This is a genomic window from Mixta mediterraneensis, assembly GCF_014946725.1.
Classification (GTDB): Bacteria; Pseudomonadota; Gammaproteobacteria; order Enterobacterales; family Enterobacteriaceae; genus Pantoea; species Pantoea mediterraneensis.
In genome coordinates this window covers 730,792-755,544 of the sequence record NZ_JACFXY010000001.1, presented here as the reverse complement: position 1 = coordinate 755,544, position 24,753 = coordinate 730,792, and the positions used below count along the sequence as shown (strand labels likewise).

The window sequence follows — 24,753 nt, the reverse complement described above, 5'->3', positions numbered from 1 at the left end:
AATCTGATGAGTGACTATAAATCTACCCTGAATTTGCCGGAAACGGGGTTCCCGATGCGTGGCGATCTGGCCAAACGCGAACCGGGAATGCTGCAACGTTGGTATGATGACAACCTGTACGGCATCATTCGCGAAGCCAAAAAAGGGAAAAAAACCTTTATTCTGCACGATGGCCCTCCTTATGCGAACGGCAGCATTCATATTGGTCACTCTGTTAACAAGATTCTGAAAGACATTATTGTCAAGTCGAAAGGCATGGCGGGGTATGACTCGCCCTATGTTCCGGGCTGGGACTGCCACGGCTTGCCTATCGAACATAAAGTCGAACAGATGATCGGCAAGCCGGGTGAAAAAGTCACCGCAGCTGAGTTCCGTGAAGCGTGCCGTAAATATGCCGCTGAGCAGGTAGAAGGCCAAAAAGCTGACTTTATCCGCCTGGGGGTATTGGGTGACTGGGAGCGTCCTTACCTGACGATGAATTTCCAGACCGAAGCCAATATCATTCGCGCGCTTAGCAAGATCATCGGCAATGGTCACCTGCATAAAGGCGCTAAGCCTGTGCATTGGTGTCTTGATTGCCGCTCAGCCCTGGCTGAAGCGGAAGTTGAGTATTACGACAAAACCTCGCCATCCATTGATGTGATGTTTAACGCCATCGATGCTGATGCGGTGCGTAACGTATTTGGCGCGTCTCAGGTTAATGGCCCGATTTCTCTGGTTATCTGGACCACGACACCCTGGACCATGCCGGCTAACCGGGCCATTTCTCTGCACCCGGAATTTGAATACCAGCTGGTACAGATCGACGGGCGTGCGTTAATCCTCGCTAAAGATCTGGTTGAAAGCGTGCTCAGGCGTGCAGGCATCAGCGAATGGGCCGTGCTGGGCGAATGTAAAGGTGCAGCGCTTGAGCTGCAAAAATTCCAGCATCCTTTCCTCGACATTCAGTCGCTGGTGGTATTAGGCGAGCACGTGACGCTGGAGGCGGGTACGGGCGCCGTTCATACCGCACCAGGCCACGGCCCGGACGACTACGTTATTGGACAAAAATACGGTATCGAAATTGCCAATCCGGTTGGCCCGGATGGCGCTTATCTGCCCGGCACGTATCCAACGCTGGATGGTATCAACGTATTTAAAGCCAATGATATGATCGTTGAGCTGTTAAAAGAGAAAGGCGCACTACTGCACGTTGAAAAACTGCTGCACAGCTATCCGCACTGCTGGCGTCACAAAACCCCGATCATTTTCCGCGCAACGCCACAATGGTTCATCAGTATGGATCAAAAGGGCCTGCGTGCGCAGTCGCTGAAAGAGATCAAAGGCGTACAGTGGATCCCAGACTGGGGCCAGGCGCGTATTGAATCAATGGTCGCAAATCGTCCTGACTGGTGTATTTCACGTCAGCGTACATGGGGCGTACCGATGGCGTTGTTCGTACATAACGAATCCGAACAGCTGCACCCGGATACGCTGGAGCTGATGGAAAAAGTCGCTAAGCTTGTCGAACAAGAGGGTATTCAGGCCTGGTGGGATCTCGATCCGCGTGATCTGATGGGCGACGATGCCGATCACTATCGCAAAGTGCCCGATACGCTGGATGTATGGTTTGATTCCGGTTCAACCAGCTATTCTGTAGTGGATGCGCGTCCAGAATTTGCTGGTCACACGCCAGATATGTATCTGGAAGGGTCGGATCAGCATCGCGGCTGGTTTATGTCTTCGCTGATGATCTCCACGGCGATGAAAGGCAAAGCGCCTTATCGTCAGGTATTGACGCATGGTTTCACCGTTGACGGTCAAGGCCGTAAGATGTCGAAATCAATCGGCAACACCGTATCGCCGCAGGATGTAATGAACAAGCTGGGGGCAGACATCCTGCGTTTATGGGTGGCGTCTACCGACTACTCCGGCGAAATGGCGGTTTCAGATGAAATCCTGAAGCGTTCAGCCGATGCGTATCGTCGTATCCGTAATACCGCGCGTTTCCTGCTGGCAAATCTCAGCGGCTTTAATCCCGCGACTGATTTGGTGAAACCAGAAGAGATGGTGGTAGTGGATCGCTGGGCGGTGGGCCGGGCGCAAGCGGCGCAAGCAGGTATCATTACCTCTTACGAAAATTACGATTTCCACGAAGTGATTCAGCGCCTGATGCAGTTCTGCTCGGTGGAGATGGGGTCCTTCTATCTCGACATCATTAAAGATCGCCAGTATACCGCGAAGGGCGACAGCCTGGCGCGTCGCAGCTGCCAGACGGCGCTGTGGCATATCGTTGAAGCACTGGTGCGTTGGATGGCGCCGATCATGTCCTTCACCGCTGACGAAATCTGGGGCTACCTGCCTGGCGAACGCGCGCAATATGTTTTCACTGAAGAGTGGTACGAAGGTCTGTTTGGTCTGGCAGAAAATGAAGCGTTAAATGACGCCTACTGGGCCGAGATACTGAAAGTGCGTGGCGAAGTGAACAAAGTGATCGAGCAGGCGCGTAGCGACAAACGCATTGGCGGCGCGCTGGAAGCCACGGTTACGCTGTACGCGGCACCAGCGCTGGCAGCTAAGCTGCAAGCGCTGGGCGACGAGCTGCGCTTTGTGTTGCTGACCTCAGGTGCGCAGGTTGCCGATTACGCCCTGGCTAATGACGAAGCACAGCAGAGCGAACTGTTAAAGGGGCTGAGAGTGGCGTTACATAAAGCGGAAGGCGAAAAATGCCCACGCTGCTGGCATTACACCACCGATGTTGGACAGAATCCTGAGCATGCTGAAGTTTGTAGCCGCTGTTACACCAACGTAGCCGGTAACGGTGAAGAGCGTAAATTTGACTGATGAGTAAACCTATTTTTTCAACCGGATTGCGTTGGCTATGGCTGGTGCTGGCGGTGATCGTTGTCGATTTCGCCAGTAAGCAATGGGTGATGAATAACATGATGCTGCACGAAACGCAGCCGCTGATGCCATTCCTCAACCTGTTTTACGCTCATAACTACGGTGCGGCGTTCAGTTTCCTGGCTGACAAAGGCGGCTGGCAACGTTGGTTCTTTGCTGGCATCGCCATCGCTATTGTTGTGGCGCTGTTAGTGATGATGTATCGCAGCCGTGCCAGCCAGAAGATCGTTAACATCGCTTATGCGCTGATTATCGGTGGTGCAGCGGGCAACCTGTTTGACCGCTCATATCATGGTTTCGTCGTCGATTTTATCGACTTCTATATCGGTAACTGGCACTTCGCAACGTTTAATATTGCTGACTGCGGCATCTGCATTGGTGCTGCGTTAGTGGTGCTGGAAGGCTTTTTTAGCCCAACCAGCAAACAGGCAAAACAGAAAGGGTAAGTCATGACTGAGTCTGTACAGCGCGACAGCGCGGTGTTGGTGCACTTCACCCTGAAGCTGGAAGACGGCTCTACGGCGGAATCGACCCGTGCCAACGGTAAACCTGCGCTGTTTCGCCTGGGCGATGGCAGTCTGTCTGCTGCGCTGGAACAGGCGCTGCTGGGGCTAAAAACGGGTGAAAAGCGGCACTTCACGTTAGCACCGGAAGATGCTTTTGGCAGCATTAGCCCGGATTTAATCCAGTATTTTTCGCGCCGCGATTTTATCGATGCCGGCGAACCTGAAGTGGGTGCCATCATGCTGTTTAGCGGTATGGGCGGCAGCGAAATGCCCGGCGTGATCCGTGAAGTTTCCGGTGATTCCATTACGGTTGATTTCAATCATCCGCTGGCAGGCCATCGCATTCAATTTGATATTGAAGTGCTGGAAATTGATCCAGTGCAGGGGGCGAACGATGCAAATTCTGTTAGCTAATCCGCGCGGATTCTGCGCGGGTGTTGACCGGGCAATCAGCATTGTCGAGCGTGCATTAGAGATGTATGGCGCGCCAATTTACGTCCGACATGAAGTGGTACATAACCGCTACGTGGTTAATAGTTTGCGCGAGCGTGGCGCGATCTTTATCGAAGAGATTAGCGAAGTGCCAGATAACGCGATTTTGATTTTTTCAGCACATGGCGTTTCACAAGCCGTTCGGGCTGAAGCGAAGGCACGTCATCTGACCATGCTATTCGACGCTACCTGTCCGCTGGTAACCAAAGTGCATATGGAAGTGGCACGTGCCAGCCGTAAAGGCGTCGAAGCCATTTTGATTGGACATGCCGGTCATCCCGAAGTGGAAGGCACCATGGGGCAATACAACAATCCCAATGGCGGTATGTACCTGGTGGAATCACCGGAAGATGTCTTCAAATTAGCGGTTAAAGACGAAAGCAATCTCAGCTTTATGACGCAGACGACGCTGTCGGTAGATGATACATCTGACATTATTGATGCGCTGCGCCAGCGTTTTCCGGCAATTATTGGTCCACGCAAGGATGACATTTGCTACGCCACTACCAACCGTCAGGAAGCGGTGCGTACCCTGGCGCGTGATGCTGAAGTGGTATTGGTGGTTGGATCTAAAAACTCTTCTAACTCGAATCGTCTGGCGGAGCTGGCTCAGCGTGCCGGTAAACTGGCGAAGCTGATCGATTCCGCTGACGACATTCAGGAAGAGTGGGTAAAAGGCGTCGATTGCATTGGCGTAACCGCGGGTGCCTCGGCGCCTGATATTTTAGTACAGCAGGTTATTCAGCGCTTACGTGAACTTGGCGGTGAAGCCGCGATTGAGCTGATCGGCCGCGAAGAGAATATCGTGTTTGAAGTGCCAAAAGAATTGCGGGTTGACGTGCGCAACGTGCAATAACGCTGTGGTACTGCTGTCTGTTAAGGGCCGACTTTGTTCGGCCTTTTTGCTTTTTTAAATCCCACTGGTGTGCGGTTCCATCCGATGAGATTGCTTTTACTGATAATCAATCGCGTCTGGCATAAAATTCTTATTATCCCTGATTAATGGTGGCGTGACTGTTAACTCATCGTTAACCTGATTACGCTTTGCATGCATAGTTTTGTTTTAGGAATGAATAAATATGAAAAATATCCGTATTGCCATTGTGGGCGCGCCGGGACGTATGGGACGCCACCTGATTCAGGCAACGCAGCAAACGGAAGGCGTGATACTGGGAGCGGCGCTGGCTCGCCCTGGTTCTTCCTTAATCGGCAGCGATGCTGGAGAACTGGCGGGCATCGGCAAATCTGACGTAATTATCGCTGATGATCTGCTTAGTGTGATTGATGATTTTGACGTGCTCGTTGACTTCACTCGCCCGGAAGGAACGCTGGAGTATATGGCAGTTTGCCGTGAGCATAAAAAAGCGATGGTAATCGGCACTACCGGTTTTGATGACGCGGGCAAAGCAGCCATCCGCGCCGCCGCTGAAGAGATTGGTATCGTGTTTGCCGCTAATTTTAGCGTCGGCGTCAATCTGGTATTAAAACTGCTTGAGAAAGCGGCCAGCATCATGGGTGATTATGCGGATATTGAAATTGTTGAAGCGCATCATCGCCACAAAGTTGATGCGCCATCAGGAACGGCATTAGCGATGGGCGAAGCCATTGCTGACGCAATGGAGTGGAATCTTGCGGAACACGCCGTATACGCACGTGAAGGGCATACCGGTGAGCGTAAACCGCAAACTATCGGGTTCTCCACTGTCCGGGCGGGGGATATTGTCGGCGAACATACGGCGATATTTGCAGATATTGGCGAGCGTGTTGAGATTACCCATAAGGCTTCAAGCCGGATGACCTTTGCAAAAGGCGCGGTTAAAGCTGCATTTTGGCTAAAAGATAAAAAATCCGGACTTTACGATATGCGGGATGTGCTGGATTTATCGATGTTGTGAGTGTTGTGTACCATCGTGATGTGGTTGTTTCAATCATTAATTGCTTGATTGAAAAAGGTTAATGTTATCATTACCCTTAATTTTATCTTAAAATAGCTGTCTGGTGATGAAATAAAGCTTAGCTTGCTATTTTATAGAGTATGGACCTGATTTTTTCAGTTTAAACTGTTATTTTTGACCAAATGGTCAAAAATAATGATGCGAAAGATCCGTTTTCCTGTTTATGCCGACTGGCAAACGGTTATTTCTCCGAGTTTTCCCCTCTTTTTGCCGCTTATCCCCGTTTTAACCATCAGAAGCCTGAAAATAACAAAAAAATTTTGCCTTAGGGTAGACAAGCCAGAGGGCGATCATTAGAATGCGCGCAATTTGCCAAAAATCAATAGTTCAGGCGGTTTTTGCATTGATTCAGGTAACGATTATGAATTAATATGCATATATTGTGACTGTTTATTCCCTGGAGGATGTTTTGATTAAGTCAGCGCTCTTGGTTCTGGAAGACGGAACCCAATTCCACGGTCGGGCCATCGGGGCAACGGGGTCGGCAGTGGGGGAAGTCGTTTTCAACACGTCAATGACCGGTTATCAAGAAATCCTCACTGATCCTTCCTATTCCCGCCAAATCGTTACTCTCACTTATCCCCATATCGGCAATGTTGGTGCTAATGCCGCCGACGAAGAATCCAGTCAAATTCATGCTCAAGGGCTTGTTATTCGCGATCTGCCGCTGATTACCAGTAACTTCCGTAGCGAAGAAGGTTTATCTGCCTATCTGCAGCGTAACAATATTGTGGCCATTGCTGATATTGATACGCGTAAGCTGACCCGCTTGCTGCGTGAAAAAGGCGCACAGAATGGCTGCATCATCGCAGGTGATACCCCCGATGCCGCGCTGGCGCTGCAAAAAGCGCAGGCGTTTCCAGGCCTGAAAGGGATGGATTTGGCGAAAGAAGTCTCAACCAAAGAGCCTTATGTCTGGCAGCAGGGCAGCTGGACATTAAACCACGGCCTGCCAGAGCAGAAAAAAGCAGAATCGCTGCCTTATCATGTGGTTGCCTTTGATTACGGCGTTAAGCGTAACATCTTACGCATGCTGGTTGATCGCGGCTGTCGCCTGACCGTTGTTCCGGCACAAACTTCAGCGGAAGAGGTGCTGAAACTGAATCCGGATGGCATCTTCCTTTCCAACGGCCCTGGCGATCCGGAGCCGTGTGATTACGCTATTGAAGCTATCCAGGCTTTCCTGAAAACGGATATTCCGGTTTTCGGTATCTGTCTTGGCCATCAGCTGCTGGCGCTGGCAAGCGGCGCTAAAACGGTGAAGATGAAGCTGGGTCACCATGGCGGTAACCATCCGGTTAAAGATTTCGACAACAACACCGTAATGATTACCGCACAGAACCACGGTTTCGCTGTTGATGAAGCCAATTTACCCGATAATCTGCGCGTGACGCATGTCTCCCTGTTTGACCAAACCGTGCAGGGTCTCCATCGTACTGATAAACCGGCGTTCAGCTTTCAGGGACACCCAGAGGCCAGCCCAGGCCCGCACGATGCAGCGCCGTTGTTTGATCACTTTATTGAATTGATCGACGCATTCCGTTCGAAAGCGAAGTAATCAGGAGCCAATCATGCCAAAACGTACAGACATAAAATCCATCCTGATTCTTGGCGCCGGTCCGATTGTGATTGGCCAGGCCTGTGAATTTGACTATTCCGGCGCGCAAGCATGTAAAGCGCTGCGCGAAGAGGGTTACCGCGTCATCCTGGTAAACTCCAATCCGGCGACGATTATGACCGACCCGGAAATGGCGGATGCGACTTACATCGAGCCGATTCACTGGGAAGTGGTACGCAAAATCATTGAAAAAGAGCGCCCGGATGCGGTGCTCCCCACGATGGGTGGCCAGACAGCACTGAATTGTGCCCTTGAACTTGAACGTCAGGGCGTGCTGGAAGAGTTCGGCGTGACCATGATTGGTGCGACCGCTGACGCCATTGATAAAGCTGAAGATCGTCGTCGTTTCGATGTCGCGATGAAAAGCATTGGTCTGGAGACCGCGCGTTCGGGTATCGCTCACTCCATGGAAGAAGCGCTGGCGGTGGCCGAAGACGTCGGCTTCCCATGCATCATTCGTCCTTCTTTTACCATGGGCGGCACCGGTGGTGGCATTGCCTACAACCGTGAAGAATTTGAAGAGATTTGTGAGCGCGGCCTCGATCTGTCGCCTACTAATGAGCTGCTGATTGATGAATCACTGATTGGCTGGAAAGAGTACGAGATGGAGGTGGTGCGTGATAAAAACGATAACTGCATCATCGTCTGCTCAATTGAAAACTTTGATGCGATGGGGATTCATACGGGTGACTCCATCACCGTAGCGCCCGCTCAGACCCTGACCGACAAGGAATACCAAATCATGCGTAACGCCTCAATGGCGGTACTGCGTGAAATCGGGGTAGAAACGGGCGGCTCCAACGTGCAGTTCTCGGTGAATCCGAAAAATGGCCGTTTGATTATCATCGAAATGAACCCACGCGTGTCACGCTCATCGGCGCTGGCATCAAAAGCCACTGGCTTCCCGATTGCCAAAGTGGCCGCCAAACTGGCGGTCGGTTACACCCTCGACGAACTGATGAATGACATCACCGGGGGGCTGACACCAGCCTCGTTTGAGCCGTCTATCGATTACGTTGTGACCAAGATCCCACGCTTCAACTTCGAAAAATTTGCCGGAGCCAACGATCGCCTGACCACTCAGATGAAGTCGGTTGGCGAAGTCATGGCGATTGGCCGCACTTTCCAGGAGTCGATGCAGAAAGCGCTGCGCGGACTGGAAGTGGGCGCTCATGGCTTTGATCCGAAAGTGAACCTTGATGACGCCGAAGCTTTAACGCGCATCCGCCGTGAGTTGAAGGATGCGGGTTCGGATCGTATCTGGTATATCGCCGATGCGTTCCGGGCAGGTATGTCAGTCGATGGCGTCTTTAATCTGACCAATATTGACCGCTGGTTCCTGGTCCAGATTGAAGAGTTGGTGCGGCTGGAAGATCAGGTTGCACGTGAAGGGGTGAATAGCCTTAATGAAAACTTTTTGCGTGCGTTAAAGCGTAAAGGCTTTGCCGATGCGCGTCTGGCTACCTTAGCGGGTGTGGCTGAAAGCGAGATCCGTAAGTTACGTCAGCAGTTTAATCTGCATCCGGTTTACAAGCGCGTGGATACCTGTGCCGCAGAGTTTTCAACTGATACGGCATATATGTACTCAACCTATGAGGAAGAGTGCGAAGCGAACCCCACTCAGGACCGCGACAAAATCATGGTACTGGGCGGCGGTCCAAACCGTATAGGCCAGGGTATTGAGTTCGATTACTGCTGCGTTCATGCGGCGCTGGCTCTGCGTGAAGATGGTTTTGAAACCATCATGGTGAACTGTAACCCGGAAACCGTATCGACGGATTACGATACCTCAGACCGTCTGTACTTCGAGCCGGTAACGCTGGAAGATGTGCTGGAAATCGTCCGCATAGAGAAGCCGAAAGGCGTTATCGTACAATATGGCGGCCAAACTCCGCTGAAACTGGCGCGTGCGCTGGAAGCCGCAGGCGTACCGGTAATCGGAACCAGCCCGGATGCCATTGATCGCGCAGAAGACCGTGAACGCTTCCAGCAGGCCGTTGAGCGCCTGAATCTGAAACAACCCGCCAACGCTACCGTGGCTACGCTGGAGCAGGCTGTCGAGAAAGCTGCCGGTATCGGTTATCCATTAGTGGTTCGCCCTTCCTATGTATTGGGTGGCCGGGCAATGGAAATCGTATATGACGAAATCGATCTGAAGCGTTATTTCCAGACCGCGGTATCGGTTTCCAATGATGCGCCGGTACTGTTGGATCGCTTCCTTGATGACGCAGTAGAAGTGGATGTTGATGCGATTTGCGATGGCGAGCGCGTGTTAATTGGCGGCATAATGGAGCATATTGAGCAGGCGGGCGTGCATTCCGGTGACTCTGCCTGTTCGCTGCCGGCTTATACGTTGAGTCAGGAGATTCAAAATGTCATGCGTCAGCAGGTTGAAAAACTGGCTTTCGAGCTGAATGTCCGTGGCCTGATGAACGTACAGTTCGCCGTAAAAGATAACGAAGTGTATTTGATTGAAGTGAACCCACGTGCCGCACGTACCGTGCCGTTTGTTTCAAAAGCGACCGGCGTGCCGCTGGCAAAAGTGGCGGCACGCGTAATGGCAGGCAAAACGCTGGCGGAGCAGGGCGTCACTAAAGAGGTGATTCCGCCTTACTACTCTGTGAAAGAGGTGGTGCTGCCATTCAATAAATTCCAGGGTGTTGACCCGATCCTCGGCCCGGAAATGCGTTCTACCGGTGAAGTGATGGGGGTGGGGCGTACCTTCGCTGAAGCTTTCGCTAAAGCGATGCTGGGCGCGCAGAGCAACATGAAAAAGACCGGACGCGCTCTGCTGTCGGTACGCGAAGGCGATAAAAAACGTATTGTTGACCTCGCGGCGAAATTGCAGAAGTTTGGTTTCGAACTGGATGCCACCCACGGAACGGCGGTTGTATTAGGAGAAGCAGGTATCAATCCGCGTCTGGTGAATAAGGTGCATGAAGGACGTCCCCACATTCAGGATCGCCTGAAGAATGGCGAATACGCCTACATTGTGAATACCACCGCTGGCCGTCAGGCGATTGAAGACTCCAAACTGATTCGCCGCAGCGCGCTGCAATATAAAGTGCATTATGACACCACGCTGAATGGCGGGTTTGCCACCGCGATGGCGTTAAATGCTGATCCTACTGAACAAGTTATTTCCGTACAGGAAATGCACGCGCAAATTAAAGCTTAACCACGTACTGAGATGATAAAACGGCTCCTTTCGGGGCCGTTTTTTTCGCTATTGCCAGACTGCGCATAACAGTAGATTATGACAATATAATGATTTAATTTTATTTTAGCGCTTAATGCGGTTTTTTTTATACTTAAATTTATTAGCACTAATTTATAAATAGAAAGCAAGGTCGCTGGCTTTAGTATCTCGCTCGCTTATTTCTCTGAAGCGTAACTGGGATATATATAAAAATGAAAATGCGTGCTTTCACACTCACCGCCATTGCTGCGCTGGTTGCAGCGGCTCCTCTCACCAGCCAGGCTGAAATTACTCTTATTAAACAGGATCCGCAGGCCGGCGATCCGCTTAGCCGCTTCGACTTCAAAGTCGGCGGTAGTATTCGTCCTCAGTTCAATCATCAAACCGGCAGTAATGACAAATCTTACAAGCGTAACGGCTTTGACGGCGGCTCACGCTTCCGTTTTACCGCTAATTATTATCTGTTTGATGATGTCAGCTGGGTGGGTTATTACGAGCTGGGCGTGAACTTCCCGGCGTGGTGGGGCTGGGATAACCACTATGCCGATGGCGCTAACAACACTACTCGTCGTCAACTCTATACCGGACTTAAGAGCGCCACCCTGGGTGAACTCTACTTCGGCCAGCAGAACAGTGTTTATTACGATATTGTCGGCTCAAAAACGGATATTTGGGATTACGACATGCTAGCTCAGGCGCCAGGTAATGGTATTAATGGTGATTACGATGGTTCTTACCGTTCACGTAAGCAGCTAAAATATAAAAATACCTTCGGCGCACTTGATGTTTATGCCTCTTATCTGTTTAGTGATAACGAATATTTGCCGGGCAATGGCCTGCGCTATAAGCGTAAAGGTGGTGGATCGCTGGGTGTGGATTATCACATCACCGACGATCTGACGTGGGGAACCGCATGGAACTACACGCGTGCCAGCATGCGTAATCCAGACAATGGCGACAGCAAAGATTATGACCAGAACATCTTCGGTACTGCGTTAAGCTGGAAACCAGGCAACTGGACTGTCTCTGCGGGCGGCGGCTGGTACGAAAACTTCCTGACCACCAAACAAACCAACGTAAATAATTACTTTGCGGATGATGCGTGGGGTATTGAATACTTTGCTGGCTATAAAATTCCGGTTAAGCAGTACGGTCTGAAAGCGGTACAGCCTTATGTCATGGGCGATCGCCTGGAATATGTCAATGGGCGCAACTACCAGCGTATTGATAATGGCCTGGGCGTCACGCTGTTCCTCGACTACGGCTTCCGCGTTGATTACGAACACGTGTTTACCTCCAGTACCGATAATCTCGGCGATATGAACCTGGTGCGTTTGCGTTACGACTTCTAAGTCAGAAAACAACGGCTCCCCAGGGAGCCGTTTTTTGTCAGATCAGTTCGAAGGGTTCAGCGCATTCTCACCAAAACGGTTCGGCCTGGCGCTGCTTTTGCAGCAGAAGTCAGTCAGCAATCACAGCGCAGCAACAAGCGCTAATGCCTGCAAGATAAGCATGTTCGCCAACACAAACAGCCAGCAGATTTAAGGACGGCAACAACCGTTAACGGTGCCCGATAGTTTTATAACCGGGCGGAAGTCGTATTATTTAATTTGTCTGCAAAGAGCGCTGAACCTGTTGGGCAACGCCTTTCCCGCCACGGTCCGGGCTAACGATCCTCTCCTTGTGCCAGATTGCTGTTTTCCGCTGGCGGCTTGATTCAGCAGAAGGTGAAAACGCGGTCAAAAACTCTGTCCAGTAACAAAAATGCGGTGGCAAAAAAGCTTTACGCAAATACACTCTTCTCGCTATCGACGAAAGTTTCGCCTTTACGTATGATGGCGCCAATTTTTCCAGTGAGTCTTTTAACATGATTAGTCTTATCGCGGCATTAGCAGCGGATCGCATTATTGGTATGGAGAACGCCATGCCGTGGGACCTGCCTGCAGATTTGGCGTGGTTTAAGCGCAACACCTTGAAAAAGCCGGTCATTATGGGCCGACTGACGTTTGCGTCTATTGGCCGACCGTTGCCCGGACGTTTGAATATCGTGGTTAGCAGCAAGCCAGGTAACGCGGAAGGCGTAACCTGGGTAACCTCGCTGGATGAAGCGTTGCAGGCTGCTGGCGATGCGGAAGAGATCATGGTGATCGGTGGCGGGCGAGTTTATGAGCAAATGCTGAAGCGTGCCGATCGACTTTATCTGACCCATATCGATGCTGAAGTCGAAGGCGACACGCAATTCCCGGATTACGAGCCGGATGAATGGCAATCCACATTCAGTGAATTCCATGATGCCGATGAGAAGAACTCGCACAGTTACTGTTTCGAAATTCTTGATCGTCGTCGTTAATCTGCGGTGAAATAAACAACGCCTTTGCGATAGTAGCAAGGCGTTTTTTATGGAAACAGGGGTTAGCTGGCGGACTGTTGCGGTGGTACTTTCTCCGCTAGCGTACTCTGGCGGTTTGAAGCCTGAACGTAGTAGCGCTGTTCTTCCCAGTGTAACAGGGTAAGCGAGCCACCCCAGCAGCAGCCGGTATCTAATCCAATAATGCCTTCCGGTGTGCCTTTGCCTTCCAGCGATGCCCAGTGTCCGAACACAATCGTGTATTCACGCGCGACCGGACCTGCAATGTTAAACCACGGTTTTAGCGGCGGCAGGGCAGAATCCGGTGCATCTTTACAGATCATATCCAGCTGACCATTGGGAAAGCAGAAGCGCATGCGGGTCAGCGCGTTGGTGCTAAAACGTAGCCGTGCCAGACCGCTAAGCGCTTCACTCCAGTTGTTCGGCATATCGCCATACATGGCGTTGAGAAACAGCGGATAGCTGTCACTGGAGATCACGGATTCAACTTCACGTGCACATTTTTTGGCGGTTTCAATATCCCATTGCGGCGTGATACCCGCGTGGCCCATCACCAGTTTTTTCTCTTCATCGACTTGCAGCAGGGGCTGACGACGTAACCAGTTGATCAATTCGTCAGCATCATCAGCTTCCAGCAACGGCGTCAGGCGATCTTTCGGTTTATTGCGGCTAATGCCGGCATAAACTGCCAGCAAATGTAAATCATGGTTGCCCAATACCAGCCGCACACTATCGCCAAGTGATTTTACGTAACGCAGCACATCGAGCGAGCCGGGGCCGCGCGCGACTAAATCACCGGTCAGCCACAAAATGTCCTGTTCGGGATTGAAGCTGACCTGCTTCAGTAAGGCACGTAACTCGTCGTAACAACCGTGGACGTCGCCAATAAGATATGTGCTCATAACGTTTTATCCGAAATAAAATCATTCGCCCGGCAGAACCGGGCGAGATGAAAGCAAGTCAATGAATGTGAGTTTGAATGGCGAGGCGGAATACCGGGATCTCAACGTGAAACTTATCGCCTTGCTCGTCGATCATCAGGTAGTGTCCCTGCATCGTACCCATCGGGGTTTCAAGGACCGCGCCGCTGGTGTACTGAAATTCACCACCGGGCGCGATATGGGGCTGCTCGCCTATCACACCTTCGCCCTGAACCTCAGTTTCGCGACCATTGCCGTTGGTGATTAACCAGTAGCGTCCCAGTAATTGCACTGAGGAACGACCCATATTGCGGATGGTCACGGTGTAAGCGAAGACGTAACGTTCGTCATCCGGTGCGGATTGCGATTCGACGTACAGGCTTTGCACATGAACATGCACGCGGGCCGTTTCACTCATAACTACTCCTGCGCTTCACCCTGATGTTTCGCCAGCCAGTTTGCTAACTGGCAATACTGCGCAACCGAGATGTTTTCGGCACGCAATGTCGAGTCAATTGACAGTTCTTCCAGTGCGCCGGCTGACACCATATAACTGAGGCTGTTGCGTAGCGTTTTGCGGCGCTGACCAAAGGCTTCAGTAGTGATACGGCTCAGTAAACGCACATCAGTTACCGGATGCGGCGGCGCGGTAAACGGCACCAAACGCACCACGGCAGAATCCACTTTAGGCGGCGGCGTGAAAGAGTGCGGAGGCACTTCCAGCACCGGAATCACCTGACAGTAATATTGCGCCATCACGCTAAGACGTCCATACGCTTTGCTACCGGGACCAGCCACCAGGCGATTCACCACTTCTTTCTGCAACATGAAGTGCATGTCTTTAATCGAACCAGTATAGCTGAAAAGGTGAAACATCAGCGGAGTCGAAATATTGTACGGCAGATTACCGAATACGCGTAGCGGCTGGCCTTTTTCCTGCGCCAGCGCGGCAAAATCGAAAGTCATCGCATCTTGCTGGAAGATGGTCAGCTTTGGACCGAGAAACGGATGCGTCTGCAGGCGTGCCGCCAGATCGCGATCCAGCTCCACAACCGTTAAGCTATCGAGGCGCTCCCCTACGGGTTCGGTCAATGCGCCGAGGCCGGGACCGATTTCCACCAGCGCCTGATCGCGCTGTGGATGAATGGCAGAGACAATGCTCTCGATAATGTACTGATCGTTCAGGAAATTCTGCCCGAAACGTTTACGGGCGTAGTGCCCCTGATGGACGCGATTATTCATTACTGCTCTTGATCATAGTGATGGCGAGGTTAAGCGCCGTGATAAAGCTGCCCGGTTCTGCCTGTCCCAGACCGGCTAATTCTAGCGCGGTGCCGTGATCGACTGACGTCCGGATAAAGGGCAGGCCGAGGGTGATATTTACCGCGCGACCAAACCCCTGAAATTTTAGTACTGGCAATCCCTGATCGTGATACATCGCCAGCACCGCATCAGCATGTTGCAGATATTTCGGCTGGAACAGGGTATCCGCTGGCAGCGGGCCGGTCAGTTGCATACCTTGCTGGCGTAATTCATTCAGGGCAGGAGTAATGATTTCAATCTCTTCCCGGCCCATATGGCCGCCTTCACCGGCGTGCGGGTTAAGGCCACACACGAAAATATGCGGTTGGGCGATGGCGAACTTCTGCCGTAAATCGTTATGCAGGATGGTAATGACTTCGTGCAGGCTGTCACGGGTAATGGCGGCGGAAACATCTTTTAACGGCAGATGCGTGGTCGCTAAGGCCACGCGAAGCTCTTCGGTTGCCAGCATCATCACGACACGATGTCCACCCGCCCGGTCAGCAAAAAATTCGGTATGGCCGGTAAAAGGGATGCCAGCGTCGTTGATGACGCCTTTGTGCACCGGACCCGTTATCAGCGCGGCAAATTCACCGTCCAGACAACCGTCACAGGCACGTGCCAGCGTGGCTAATACATACTCGCTGTTGGCCATACACAATTCGCCAGGCTTAACCGGCTGTGGTGTGGCGATCGGCAGCACGGTCAACGTGCCCGCCTGTTGCGGCTGTGCCGCAACACCGGGTTGATAATCGCGCAACGTCAGAGGTAGCCCAAGTTGGGCGGCACGTTGATATAACACTTCTGGAGCGGCGCAAACCACCAGTTCAACCGGCCAGTTTTGCTGTGCCAGCTGAATGGTCAGGTCGGGACCAATCCCGGCGGGTTCGCCGGGCGTGATCGCTACACGGAAATTACTGCGCATTGTTGTCCAAAATTTTCACGTAAGCCCCGGCGCGCTGTTCCTGCATCCAGGTCTGCGCTTCTTCTGCGAATTTACGGTTGAACAGCAGACGATAAGCACGCTCTTTCTGCGCCGCATCGGTTTTATCAACCTGGCGCGTATCCAGCAGTTGAATCAAATGCCAGCCGAAGGAGGAGTGCACCGGCTGACTGGTTTGGCCTTTTTGCAGGCGCAACAATGCATCGCGGAACGCCGGATCATAAGCCTCTGGTGAGCTCCAGCCTAAGTCGCCGCCCTGATTCGCTGAACCCGGATCGTCAGAGAACTGCTTCGCTGCGGCGGCAAACGTCGTTTTGCCGCTGCTGATGTCTGCGGCAATCTGCTGCAGTTTGGCGCGCGCCTGATCGTCCGTTAATATCGGTGAGGGTTTCAATAAAATGTGGCGAGCATGCACTTCGGTTACCGAAATATTTTTACTCTCGCCGCGTAAATCATTCACTTTCAGAATATGGAAACCCACACCGGAGCGGACCGGGCCAACAATATCGCCTTTTTTGGCGGTGGCCAGCGCCTGGGCAAACAATGTCGGCAGCTCTTCAATTTTACCCCAACCCATATTGCCGCCTTTCAGCGCTTGTGAGTCGGCAGAGTAAGTGACCGCCAGTTTGCCAAAATCAGCACCATTTTTCAGTTCGCCAACCAGCTGTTTGGCCAGCGCTTCCTGATCGTCAACCTGCTGTTGCGTCGGGTTTTCCGGCAGCGGCAGCAAAATGTGACTGATGTTGAGTTCCGTGCCCTGGGAATTTTGCGAGGCGATCTGCGTCGATAGCGTATCGACTTCCTGCGGCAATATTGACACGCGACGGCGCACTTCATTATTACGTACTTCGGTGATCAGCATCTCTTTGCGGATCTGCGCACGATAAACGTTGTAATTCATTCCATCGTAAGCCAGGCGGCTGCGTAGCTGATCCATGCTCATATGGTTCTGACCCGCAATGTTCTGAATGGCCTGATCCAACTGCTGATCGGTAATCTGCAGACCCGCTTTCTCGCCCATTTGCAGAATAATATTGTCCATGATCTGACGTTCAAGGATCTGGTGGCGCAACGTTTTGTCGTCTGGCAATTGCTGACCCGCCTGCTGCGCCTGGGATTTGACCGTGCTCATCATGCTGTCAACGTCACTCTCAAGAACCACGCCGTTATTGACCACGGCTGCAACTTTATCAACCATTTGTGGTGCTGCGAACGCAGTGTTGGCACTCAACGCCACACCAAGAATCAGCATTCTCCAGTTCTTCATACTTTATCCATTGTTATTTCCGCACTGCGGGATTGCCTGTCAAATATCACAACATCAGAAAGCGCGCTGGTAAGGGATAATCCCCTGATGCAGCATCTGGTCAGTCCCTAAGCCATAGTTGGAACTCAGACCACGCAGCTCGATGTTGAATGAGATTTGGTTGTCGTACTCGCTGTCGTTATTTTCCCAGCCGTTGATTTTGCGCTCGTAACCCAGACGAATAGCGTAACAGCATGAGCTGTATTGCAGACCAATCAGCTGCGATGCCGGTCTGTTGTTGCGCGTGTCGTAGTAGTAAGCGCCTACCACAGACCAGGCATCCGCAATCGGCCAGCTGCCGGTCGCACCGACCTGAGAAATCCCGTTTTTATAAATCGGGTTATCTACCAAACCTGCATTATTCAGGGCAGTGGCGACGTATTCAGGGCTGCTGTAACGATAGCTCAGCTGCACCATACGATCGGCGTCGCGACGGTACTCCAGCACTGCATTTCCCTGAGAGACGTTATCCAGCTTGGTGTCATACTGCATGCCGCCCCGAACGCCCCAACGATCGCTAATTTTCCAGTATGTATCACCTGCCCAGATCAGGCTGCCGGTGTCATCCTGGTCACTGGATTCATTCACTCCAGTGCGCGAAGGGGTAAACGAGTAGATTTGACCAACAGAAACGTTAAAACGTTCAACCAGATCGTTATCATAAATACGCGTCGTCACGCCGGTTGCGACTTCATTCGCCGATGCGATGCGATCCAGGCCGCTATAAGTACGGTCGCGGAACAAACCGGTATAGTCAGTTTGCAGCAGCGTGGAGTCGTATGGGTAGATGTTGCTTTGGTTGCGATAGGGGATATAAAGGTATTGAACGCGCGGTTCCAGCGTCTGCGTGTAGCCTTCCGCCCAGTCCATATTGCGGTCAAACACCATGCGCCCATCAATTTTGAACTGCGGCAGGGTGCGGTTGACGGAATTTTTCAGCTGGCCGCTCATGCTGCCTGACTGTCCCGCAATATTATTATTGTAGTAATCAACGTTCTCTTGTTCGTAATGCGTTGCCAGGAACTTCGCTTCAGTATCAAGACTGGCCCAGCCGTTTGAGAGCGGCAGATCCAGCGTAGGCTCGACATGCAAACGGGTGGCTTCAGGGTAGTGATGACTGACGTTGGTGAATTTCACCGCCTGTGCATAAACGCGCCCGTCAAATGGCCCCATATCATTCTGATAGAAATTCAGATCTAGCTGCGGCAAAGCACGATACACATTGCTGTTGCTGGTGTTACCAAATACCTGGAAATCTTTACTCGAAAGCGTGGCATCCCAGTTGGTATCAGCGTAGCCTACGCTGAATTTTTGCGTGGCGTAACCGTCGGTTGAGCTGTAGTAATCCGAGTCGAGATCGTTGAAGTAATATTTGTCGCTGACTTTGGTGTAATCGGCGTTGAAGCGCCAGTGTTGATCGTAAATACCGGCATGACGCCAGTAGAATAACCAACGATCTGAGTTGTCATCCTGCGCGATACCACGCACCGCTTTGTCTTTGTCGTACTGATCGTCAGAGGCCAGATAATCAAACTCGACCAGACCCGCGCCAGCTTTAGTCAAATAGCGGAATTCATTCTGTAACTGCAAGCCGCGTTTGCTCATGTAGTGCGGCGTAATTGTGGCATCAGCCTGTGGCGCAATGTTCCAGTAATACGGCAGAATGAACTCAAAGCCTTTGCTGCTGCCGTATTTTGCGTTAGGGATCAAGAAGCCAGAGCGGCGACGATCGCCAATCGGTAGTTGCAGGTAAGGGCTATAGAAGATCGGCACTGACCCAATCTTGAAGCGGGCGTTCCAGATTTCAGCCACTTCCTCTTCACGGTCCTGAATCACTTCAGAGCCGACCACGCTCCAGCTGTTATAGCCGGGCAGACATGAAGTAAAGCTGCCATTCTCCAGAATGGTATAGCGGTTGTTGCCGCGCAGTTTCATCTGATCGGCGGTGCCGCGCCCCTGGCGCCCCACCATCTGGTAGTCACCATTCCAGACATTGGTGTCTTTACTGTTCAGATTTGACCAGGCTTTCGGACCTTTCAGGATGACCTGATTGTCGTCATAGTGCACATTACCGAGGGCGTCAACGGTACGTACCGGCGTGGTTTGCCCTTCCTGCTGACGTTGATGAAGCTGCACTTCATCTGATTGCAGGCGGCTATTGCCCTGTTCGATGTTCACATTACCGGTAAATACCGCGTCATCAGGATAATTACCTTTGGCAGATTCCGAGTGAATGGTTACGGGCAGCTCATTGGTGGTGCCGTTCACCAGCGGACGGTTATAGCTCGGCACGCCTAACATACACTGCGACATCAAATCGTCGGCGAGAGCATGCTGACTGGTAAGGGCGGCACCAATCAGGGTGGCCAGCAGAGTAGGTATACGTTTTTTCATACGCGGTATCGAGAATTCCATGAAAACTGGCATCATGCCGACAATCCGGTCAGAGACTAACTTACTGCCCGGCGTTGCGCCAGTGTTAATCCGTGTCTGTCCGCGTTGCCGTTAGGCGCTGAGATAAATGACAGGTATGATAATGCAATTTTCAGCCGCAAGCATGGCGAATTGAGGAGTTTATGCGCTACTGGGGAAAAGTTGTAGGTCTGCTATTGGGATTGATTTCCGGTGCAGGCTTTTGGGGAGTAGTGATCGGTTTGATCATTGGTCACATGATTGACAAAGTTCGCGGCGCGCAGGGCAAGGCTTACTTCTCAAATAATCAGACGCGCCAGACGCTGTTTTTCAGCACCACTTTTCAGGTGATGGGCCATTTGACTAAGTCAAAAGGGCGCGTCACCGAAGCAGATATTCAGATTGCTTCTTTATTAATGGAGCGTATGCAGCTACACGGTGAATCACGCACCGCGGCGCAACGCGCCTTCCGGGAAGGCAAGCAGGGCGACTATCCGCTGCGTAGCAAATTGCGTGAGTTTCGTAGCGTCTGCTTTGGCCGTTTTGACCTGATTCGGATGTTTCTGGAAATTCAGATTCAGGCGGCGTTTGCCGATGGTTCGCTGCATCCTAACGAACGCCAGGTTCTGTATGTGATTGCAGAAGAGTTAGGGATTTCGCGCACGCAATTCGACCAGTTTCTGCGTATGATGGAAGGCGGTCAGCAGTTTGGCGGGCGGCAGAGTTCTTCGTATGGCGGTTTCCAGCAGAAGCCAGGCGGTCCCACGCTGGAAGATGCCTGCAGTGTGCTAGGGGTAAAAAGCAGCGATGTTATTACCGTCATTAAACGCGCCTACCGCAAGCTGATGAGCGAACATCATCCCGATAAGCTGGTCGCGAAAGGCTTGCCGCCAGAGATGATGGAGATGGCGAAGCAGAAAACGCAGGAAATCCAGGCGGCTTACGATCTCATCAGAAAAGAGAAAGGATTCAAATAATTCAGCGCCTCGCCTGCCTCACGGCCCTGTGCCCCGCAAGCGGGGCGTGGGTCGCCACCTGAACGGCTTGCAACGCTTACGCCTGATAATCCTTTATCTAAAATATGCCGCAGGAAATCTGCTCTGGCGAGCCAGGCGCTGTCCCGTACCGGTTAAAAATCTGCGGGCTGACGAAACGTCATCGCATTACCAAACTTTGGATGGATGATGGTCAGCGTCTCTGCATGCAGCAGCAGTCTCGCTGCCATCGCTTTGGCTTCCGGGTGCGCATAAAAGTTATCGCCTAATATCGGATGTCCCAGCGCCAGCATATGCACACGCAGCTGGTGCGAGCGTCCGGTAATCGGCTTCAACGATACGCGTGCGCAGTTATTCGCCAAATACTCCATCACCTGATATTCCGTTTGCGCTGCTTTTCCGCTCTCAAAACAGACCTTTTGTTTTGGCCGATTCGGCCAGTCGCAAATCAGTGGTAAATCTATCTGTCCTTTCTCTACAGTCGGATGGCCCCAAACGCAGGCCACATAAGTTTTTGAGGGTTCGCGCTCGCGAAACTGACGCTTAAGCTCGCGTTCTGCTGATTTAGTCAGCGCCACCACGATGACGCCGCTGGTGGCCATATCAAGACGATGCACTGATTCCGCCTGCGGGAAATCGCGCTGAATGCGCGTCATCACGCTGTCTTTATGCTCTTCCAGCCGACCCGGAACAGAAAGCAGGCCGCTGGGCTTGTTCACCACCATGATGTGATCATCCTGATAAAGGATGTGCAACCAGGGTTCAAGCGGCGGATTGTAAGGTTCCATGCTATATTCCAAAAAACGGGGCCGCCAGACCCCTGAATTTTATTGGTGGGTGACGACAATCAAACGTAGCGCATCAAGCCGCCAGTTGGCCTGGTCGAGGTGCTCCAGTACCTGTTGGCGATTGCTTTCCAGCGCTTCAATTTCGTCTTCACGAATCGTCGGATTGACGGCCTTCAGCGCCTGGAGACGCGACAATTCAGCGCCCAGTTTTTCGTCGGCTTCACGACGGGCAATATCAATCACCGCGCGTGCTTCGCTCGCTACGCTATCTTCAGCCTGCGTCAGAATGGCATGCACATCCTGTTGCACCGCATTCACCAGCTTGCTGGCTGTATGCCGGTTAACCGCATTCAACTGGCGGTTAAAGCTTTCGAATTCCACTTTGGCCGCCAAATTAGTACCGTTACGATCCAGCAACAAACGAATGGGCGTAGGGGGCAGGAATCGCGTTAGCTGCAAGTTTTTCGGGGCCTGGGCTTCAACCACATAGATCATCTCAACCAGCAACGTGCCGACTGGCAGCGCTTTGTTCTTCAGCAACGACAGCGCGCAGCTGCCAGTATCACCAGAAAGAATCAAATCGAGGCCGTTGCGAATCAACGGATGTTCCCAGGTAATAAACTGCGTATCTTCGCGGGATAATGCCTGGGCGCGGTTAAAGGTGATGGTGCAGCCATCTTCTGGCAGGCCAGGAAAATCCGGCACCAGCATATGATCGGATGGCGTCAGCACGATCAGATTATCGCTGCGATCTTCCTGATTAATCCCCACAATATCAAACAGGTTGAGGGCAAAATTCACCAGATCGGTATCATTGTCCTGTTCGGCGATGGCGTTAGCCAGCGCCTGGGCTGTTTCGCCGCCGTTGGAGTTCAGCTCCAGTAACCGGTCACGCCCCTGTTCCAGCTGCGATTTCAACGCTTCATGCTGCTTGCGGCATTCAACAATAAACGCGTCAAAGCCTTCATTATTTTCCGGTGCGGCAAGGTAGTTAATCAGCTGCGAATGCACGCTATCGTAAACGGTACGGCCGGTTGGACAAGTGTGCTCAAACGCATCCAGTCCTTCGTGATACCAGCGCAACAACACCGCCTGAGCGGTTTTTTCCAGCCATGGCACCAGAATCTGAATGTCATGCATCTGACCGATACGATCCAGGCGACCGATACGCTGTTCCAGCAAGTCTGGGTTCGCGGGCAAATCAAACATCACCAGGCGGCTGGCAAACTGGAAATTACGCCCTTCAGAACCGATTTCTGAACACAGCAGCACCTGTGCGCCATTCTCTTCGGACGCAAACCACGCGGCAGCCCGATCGCGCTCAATGATCGATAAGCCTTCATGAAATACGGCGGCGCGGATACCTTCACGCTCGCGCAGCACCTGCTCAAGTTGCAGCGCGGTGGCAGCTTTGGCGCAGATCACCAGCACCTTTTCTTTGCGGTTGCTGGTGAGATAACCCAATAGCCACTCCACGCGCGGATCGAAATTCCACCAGGTGCCGCTATCGCCTTCGAACTCCTGATAAATCTGTTCTGGATAGAGCAAATCGCGGGCGCGTTCCTCGGCACTTTTTCGCGTGCCCATGATGCTGGAAACTTTGATCGCCGTTTGATACTGCGCCGGCAGCGGCAGGCGAATCTGATGCAGCTCGCGTTTGGGGAAGCCTTTCACACCGTTACGCGTGTTACGGAACAGTACGCGGCTGGTGCCGTGGCGATCCATCAACATTGAAATCAGCTCTTTGCGGGCTTCCTGCTTACCGTCGCGATCGCTGTTTGCCACCTGTAGCAGCGGCTCTATATCCTGCTCGCCGATCAGTTCGTTGATGATATTCATCTGCTGTTGCGAAATGGCCTGATCGGCCAGCAGCGAGGCGACCGCATCGGCGACCGGGCGGAAATGCTGCTGCTCTTCAACAAACTGGGCGAAGTCGTGGAAACGATCGGGGTCGAGCAAGCGCAGGCGCGCAAAGTGGCTCTCCATGCCCAACTGTTCTGGTGTTGCGGTCAACAGCAGCACGCCAGGCGTTTTTTCTGCCAGCTGTTCAATCACCTGATATTCACGGCTCGGCTCGCCTTCGCGCCATGCCAGATGGTGCGCTTCATCTACCACCAGCAGATCCCAGTCGGCATCGGCCAGCAGTTCAAGACGCTGCTTATTACGGCGCACAAAATCCAGCGAGCAGATAATGAGCTGCTCGGTATCAAAGGCGTTATCGCTGTCGTGTTGCGCTTCGCTGTAGCGATCGTCATCAAACAGCGCAAAACGCAGGTTAAAGCGGCGCAGCATCTCGACCAGCCATTGATGCTGCAGCGTCTCCGGGACTACGATCAACACACGTTCGGCACGACCGGCCAGCAACTGCTGCTGAATAATCATCCCGGCTTCAATGGTTTTACCCAGGCCGACTTCATCGGCCAGCAGCACGCGAGGCGCATGACGACGACCGACATCATGGGCGATATGCAGCTGATGCGGGATCAGGTTAGTTCGCATGCCGCGCAGCCCGCTCGTTGGCAAACGATACTGTTCGCTTTGATATTTACGTGCGCGGAAGCGCAGAGCAAAACGATCCATACGGTCAAGTTGTCCGGCGAACAGGCGATCCTGGGGTTTGCTGAACACCAGTTTGCTGTCGAGCAACACTTCGCGCAGCGTCGCGCCGTCCTCTTCGATATCAAGGCGCGTGCCGATATAGGTCATCAGGTCATTTTCATTGCGGACTTCATCGACCCGCATCTGCCAGCCTTCGTGGCTGGTAACGGTATCACCTGGATTAAAAATGACACGGGTAATGGGCGAATCATTGCGGGCATAGAGGCGGTTTTCGCCTGTGGCCGGGAACAGCAGCGTGATCATACGTGTATCAATCGCAACGACGGTTCCCAACCCCAGTTCACTTTCCGTATCACTGATCCAGCGCTGACCTAATGTAAAAACCATATATTTTTAGCTCGAATTTTTAACGTTTTTAAAGGTGTTCCCCCCACTCAGGCAATAGCTTGTCAACCAAACGGTAAGGTCTGGTGAACGTGTCAGAGCGGTGAGTTTTGGGAAGGGTGT

General features: G+C 52.3%; 19 protein-coding genes. 11 read left to right on the top strand and 8 right to left on the bottom strand.

The features are described 5' to 3' along the window. Positions 1–6: 6 nt before the first annotated feature. From ileS to folA, 10 genes are all read left to right on the top strand, one after another. On the top strand, positions 7–2,823 hold the full coding sequence (gene ileS / locus H2P46_RS03710; protein WP_193403848.1) for an isoleucine--tRNA ligase: 2,817 nt from the start codon (positions 7–9) through the stop codon (positions 2,821–2,823). Continuing rightward, the gene (lspA, locus tag H2P46_RS03705; RefSeq protein WP_193403847.1) at positions 2,823–3,329 is read left to right on the top strand and encodes a signal peptidase II; all 507 of its coding nucleotides are present in this window, start codon (positions 2,823–2,825) and stop codon (positions 3,327–3,329) included. Before ileS ends, lspA begins: the two co-directional genes overlap by 1 nt. A gap of 3 nt (positions 3,330–3,332) precedes the next feature. Continuing rightward, positions 3,333–3,803 (top strand): FKBP-type peptidyl-prolyl cis-trans isomerase, encoded by a 471-nt coding sequence (fkpB, locus tag H2P46_RS03700; protein ID WP_193403846.1) that lies wholly within the window; start codon positions 3,333–3,335, stop codon positions 3,801–3,803. Next, entirely contained in the window at positions 3,784–4,737 is a 954-nt protein-coding gene (gene ispH, locus H2P46_RS03695; protein ID WP_193403845.1) for a 4-hydroxy-3-methylbut-2-enyl diphosphate reductase, read from the top strand. The genes fkpB and ispH overlap by 20 nt, the downstream gene beginning before the upstream one ends. Before the next feature lie 223 nt (positions 4,738–4,960). Further along, a complete protein-coding gene (gene dapB / locus H2P46_RS03690) occupies positions 4,961–5,776 on the top strand; it encodes a 4-hydroxy-tetrahydrodipicolinate reductase (RefSeq protein ID WP_193403844.1) in 816 nt (271 codons plus the stop codon). Between the two features lie 469 nt (positions 5,777–6,245). Continuing rightward, positions 6,246–7,394 carry a glutamine-hydrolyzing carbamoyl-phosphate synthase small subunit gene (gene carA, locus H2P46_RS03685; RefSeq protein WP_193403843.1) on the top strand — a complete coding sequence of 383 codons (1,149 nt, stop codon included), beginning with the start codon at positions 6,246–6,248 and terminating at the stop codon, positions 7,392–7,394. Between the two features lie 13 nt (positions 7,395–7,407). Then, positions 7,408–10,632 carry a carbamoyl-phosphate synthase large subunit gene (gene carB, locus H2P46_RS03680; RefSeq protein WP_193403842.1) on the top strand — a complete coding sequence of 1,075 codons (3,225 nt, stop codon included), beginning with the start codon at positions 7,408–7,410 and terminating at the stop codon, positions 10,630–10,632. A gap of 233 nt (positions 10,633–10,865) precedes the next feature. Further along, the gene (locus H2P46_RS03675) at positions 10,866–12,005 is read left to right on the top strand and encodes a porin (RefSeq protein ID WP_193403841.1); all 1,140 of its coding nucleotides are present in this window, start codon (positions 10,866–10,868) and stop codon (positions 12,003–12,005) included. Between the two features lie 34 nt (positions 12,006–12,039). Further along, the gene (locus H2P46_RS03670; RefSeq protein ID WP_193403840.1) at positions 12,040–12,198 is read left to right on the top strand and encodes a hypothetical protein; all 159 of its coding nucleotides are present in this window, start codon (positions 12,040–12,042) and stop codon (positions 12,196–12,198) included. 322 nt (positions 12,199–12,520) lie between these two features. Then, positions 12,521–13,003 carry a type 3 dihydrofolate reductase gene (gene folA, locus H2P46_RS03665; RefSeq protein WP_193403839.1) on the top strand — a complete coding sequence of 161 codons (483 nt, stop codon included), beginning with the start codon at positions 12,521–12,523 and terminating at the stop codon, positions 13,001–13,003. 62 nt (positions 13,004–13,065) lie between these two features. On the opposite strand, the gene apaH is transcribed toward folA, so the two are convergent. The 6 genes from apaH to lptD are packed head-to-tail and all read right to left on the bottom strand — an operon-like array spanning position 13,066 to position 19,886. Beyond that, positions 13,066–13,923: a bis(5'-nucleosyl)-tetraphosphatase (symmetrical) ApaH gene (gene apaH / locus H2P46_RS03660; RefSeq protein ID WP_193403838.1), complete on the bottom strand. Its 858-nt coding sequence runs from the start codon at positions 13,921–13,923 to the stop codon at positions 13,066–13,068. A gap of 58 nt (positions 13,924–13,981) precedes the next feature. Continuing rightward, positions 13,982–14,359: a Co2+/Mg2+ efflux protein ApaG gene (apaG, locus tag H2P46_RS03655; protein ID WP_193403837.1), complete on the bottom strand. Its 378-nt coding sequence runs from the start codon at positions 14,357–14,359 to the stop codon at positions 13,982–13,984. 2 nt (positions 14,360–14,361) lie between these two features. Further along, on the bottom strand, positions 14,362–15,183 hold the full coding sequence (rsmA, locus tag H2P46_RS03650; RefSeq protein ID WP_193403836.1) for a 16S rRNA (adenine(1518)-N(6)/adenine(1519)-N(6))-dimethyltransferase RsmA: 822 nt from the start codon (positions 15,181–15,183) through the stop codon (positions 14,362–14,364). Beyond that, positions 15,176–16,168 (bottom strand): 4-hydroxythreonine-4-phosphate dehydrogenase PdxA, encoded by a 993-nt coding sequence (pdxA, locus tag H2P46_RS03645; protein WP_193403835.1) that lies wholly within the window; start codon positions 16,166–16,168, stop codon positions 15,176–15,178. The genes rsmA and pdxA overlap by 8 nt, the downstream gene beginning before the upstream one ends. After that, positions 16,158–17,453, bottom strand: a complete 1,296-nt coding sequence (gene surA / locus H2P46_RS03640) for a peptidylprolyl isomerase SurA (RefSeq protein WP_193403834.1) — start codon at positions 17,451–17,453, stop codon at positions 16,158–16,160. Before surA ends, pdxA begins: the two co-directional genes overlap by 11 nt. A gap of 54 nt (positions 17,454–17,507) precedes the next feature. Next, on the bottom strand, positions 17,508–19,886 hold the full coding sequence (gene lptD / locus H2P46_RS03635; RefSeq protein ID WP_238938917.1) for an LPS assembly protein LptD: 2,379 nt from the start codon (positions 19,884–19,886) through the stop codon (positions 17,508–17,510). Between the two features lie 182 nt (positions 19,887–20,068). Here lptD and djlA point away from each other — a divergent pair, with 182 nt between their 5' ends. Beyond that, positions 20,069–20,881 carry a co-chaperone DjlA gene (djlA, locus tag H2P46_RS03630; RefSeq protein ID WP_193403832.1) on the top strand — a complete coding sequence of 271 codons (813 nt, stop codon included), beginning with the start codon at positions 20,069–20,071 and terminating at the stop codon, positions 20,879–20,881. Positions 20,882–21,033: 152 nt separating this feature from the next. Here the strand turns inward: djlA and rluA are convergent, their stop codons facing one another. Then, positions 21,034–21,687, bottom strand: a complete 654-nt coding sequence (gene rluA, locus H2P46_RS03625) for a bifunctional tRNA pseudouridine(32) synthase/23S rRNA pseudouridine(746) synthase RluA (RefSeq protein ID WP_193403831.1) — start codon at positions 21,685–21,687, stop codon at positions 21,034–21,036. Between the two features lie 39 nt (positions 21,688–21,726). After that, positions 21,727–24,633 carry an RNA polymerase-associated protein RapA gene (gene rapA, locus H2P46_RS03620; RefSeq protein WP_193403830.1) on the bottom strand — a complete coding sequence of 969 codons (2,907 nt, stop codon included), beginning with the start codon at positions 24,631–24,633 and terminating at the stop codon, positions 21,727–21,729. Positions 24,634–24,753 lie beyond the last annotated feature (120 nt).

Excerpts from the sequence above, each read along its gene's own strand:
- ileS (WP_193403848.1), top strand. The coding sequence starts at position 7 with ATGAGTGACTATAAATCTACCCTGAATTTGCCGGAAACGGGGTTCCCG.
- lspA (WP_193403847.1), top strand. The coding sequence starts at position 2,823 with ATGAGTAAACCTATTTTTTCAACCGGATTGCGTTGGCTATGGCTGGTG.
- fkpB (WP_193403846.1), top strand. The coding sequence starts at position 3,333 with ATGACTGAGTCTGTACAGCGCGACAGCGCGGTGTTGGTGCACTTCACC.
- ispH (WP_193403845.1), top strand. The coding sequence starts at position 3,784 with ATGCAAATTCTGTTAGCTAATCCGCGCGGATTCTGCGCGGGTGTTGAC.
- dapB (WP_193403844.1), top strand. The coding sequence starts at position 4,961 with ATGAAAAATATCCGTATTGCCATTGTGGGCGCGCCGGGACGTATGGGA.
- carB (WP_193403842.1), top strand. The coding sequence starts at position 7,408 with ATGCCAAAACGTACAGACATAAAATCCATCCTGATTCTTGGCGCCGGT.
- H2P46_RS03675 (WP_193403841.1), top strand. The coding sequence starts at position 10,866 with ATGAAAATGCGTGCTTTCACACTCACCGCCATTGCTGCGCTGGTTGCA.
- folA (WP_193403839.1), top strand. The coding sequence starts at position 12,521 with ATGATTAGTCTTATCGCGGCATTAGCAGCGGATCGCATTATTGGTATG.
- apaH (WP_193403838.1), bottom strand. The coding sequence starts at position 13,923 with ATGAGCACATATCTTATTGGCGACGTCCACGGTTGTTACGACGAGTTA.
- apaG (WP_193403837.1), bottom strand. The coding sequence starts at position 14,359 with ATGAGTGAAACGGCCCGCGTGCATGTTCATGTGCAAAGCCTGTACGTC.
- rsmA (WP_193403836.1), bottom strand. The coding sequence starts at position 15,183 with ATGAATAATCGCGTCCATCAGGGGCACTACGCCCGTAAACGTTTCGGG.
- pdxA (WP_193403835.1), bottom strand. The coding sequence starts at position 16,168 with ATGCGCAGTAATTTCCGTGTAGCGATCACGCCCGGCGAACCCGCCGGG.
- surA (WP_193403834.1), bottom strand. The coding sequence starts at position 17,453 with ATGAAGAACTGGAGAATGCTGATTCTTGGTGTGGCGTTGAGTGCCAAC.
- lptD (WP_238938917.1), bottom strand. The coding sequence starts at position 19,886 with ATGAAAAAACGTATACCTACTCTGCTGGCCACCCTGATTGGTGCCGCC.
- djlA (WP_193403832.1), top strand. The coding sequence starts at position 20,069 with ATGCGCTACTGGGGAAAAGTTGTAGGTCTGCTATTGGGATTGATTTCC.
- rluA (WP_193403831.1), bottom strand. The coding sequence starts at position 21,687 with ATGGAACCTTACAATCCGCCGCTTGAACCCTGGTTGCACATCCTTTAT.
- rapA (WP_193403830.1), bottom strand. The coding sequence starts at position 24,633 with ATGGTTTTTACATTAGGTCAGCGCTGGATCAGTGATACGGAAAGTGAA.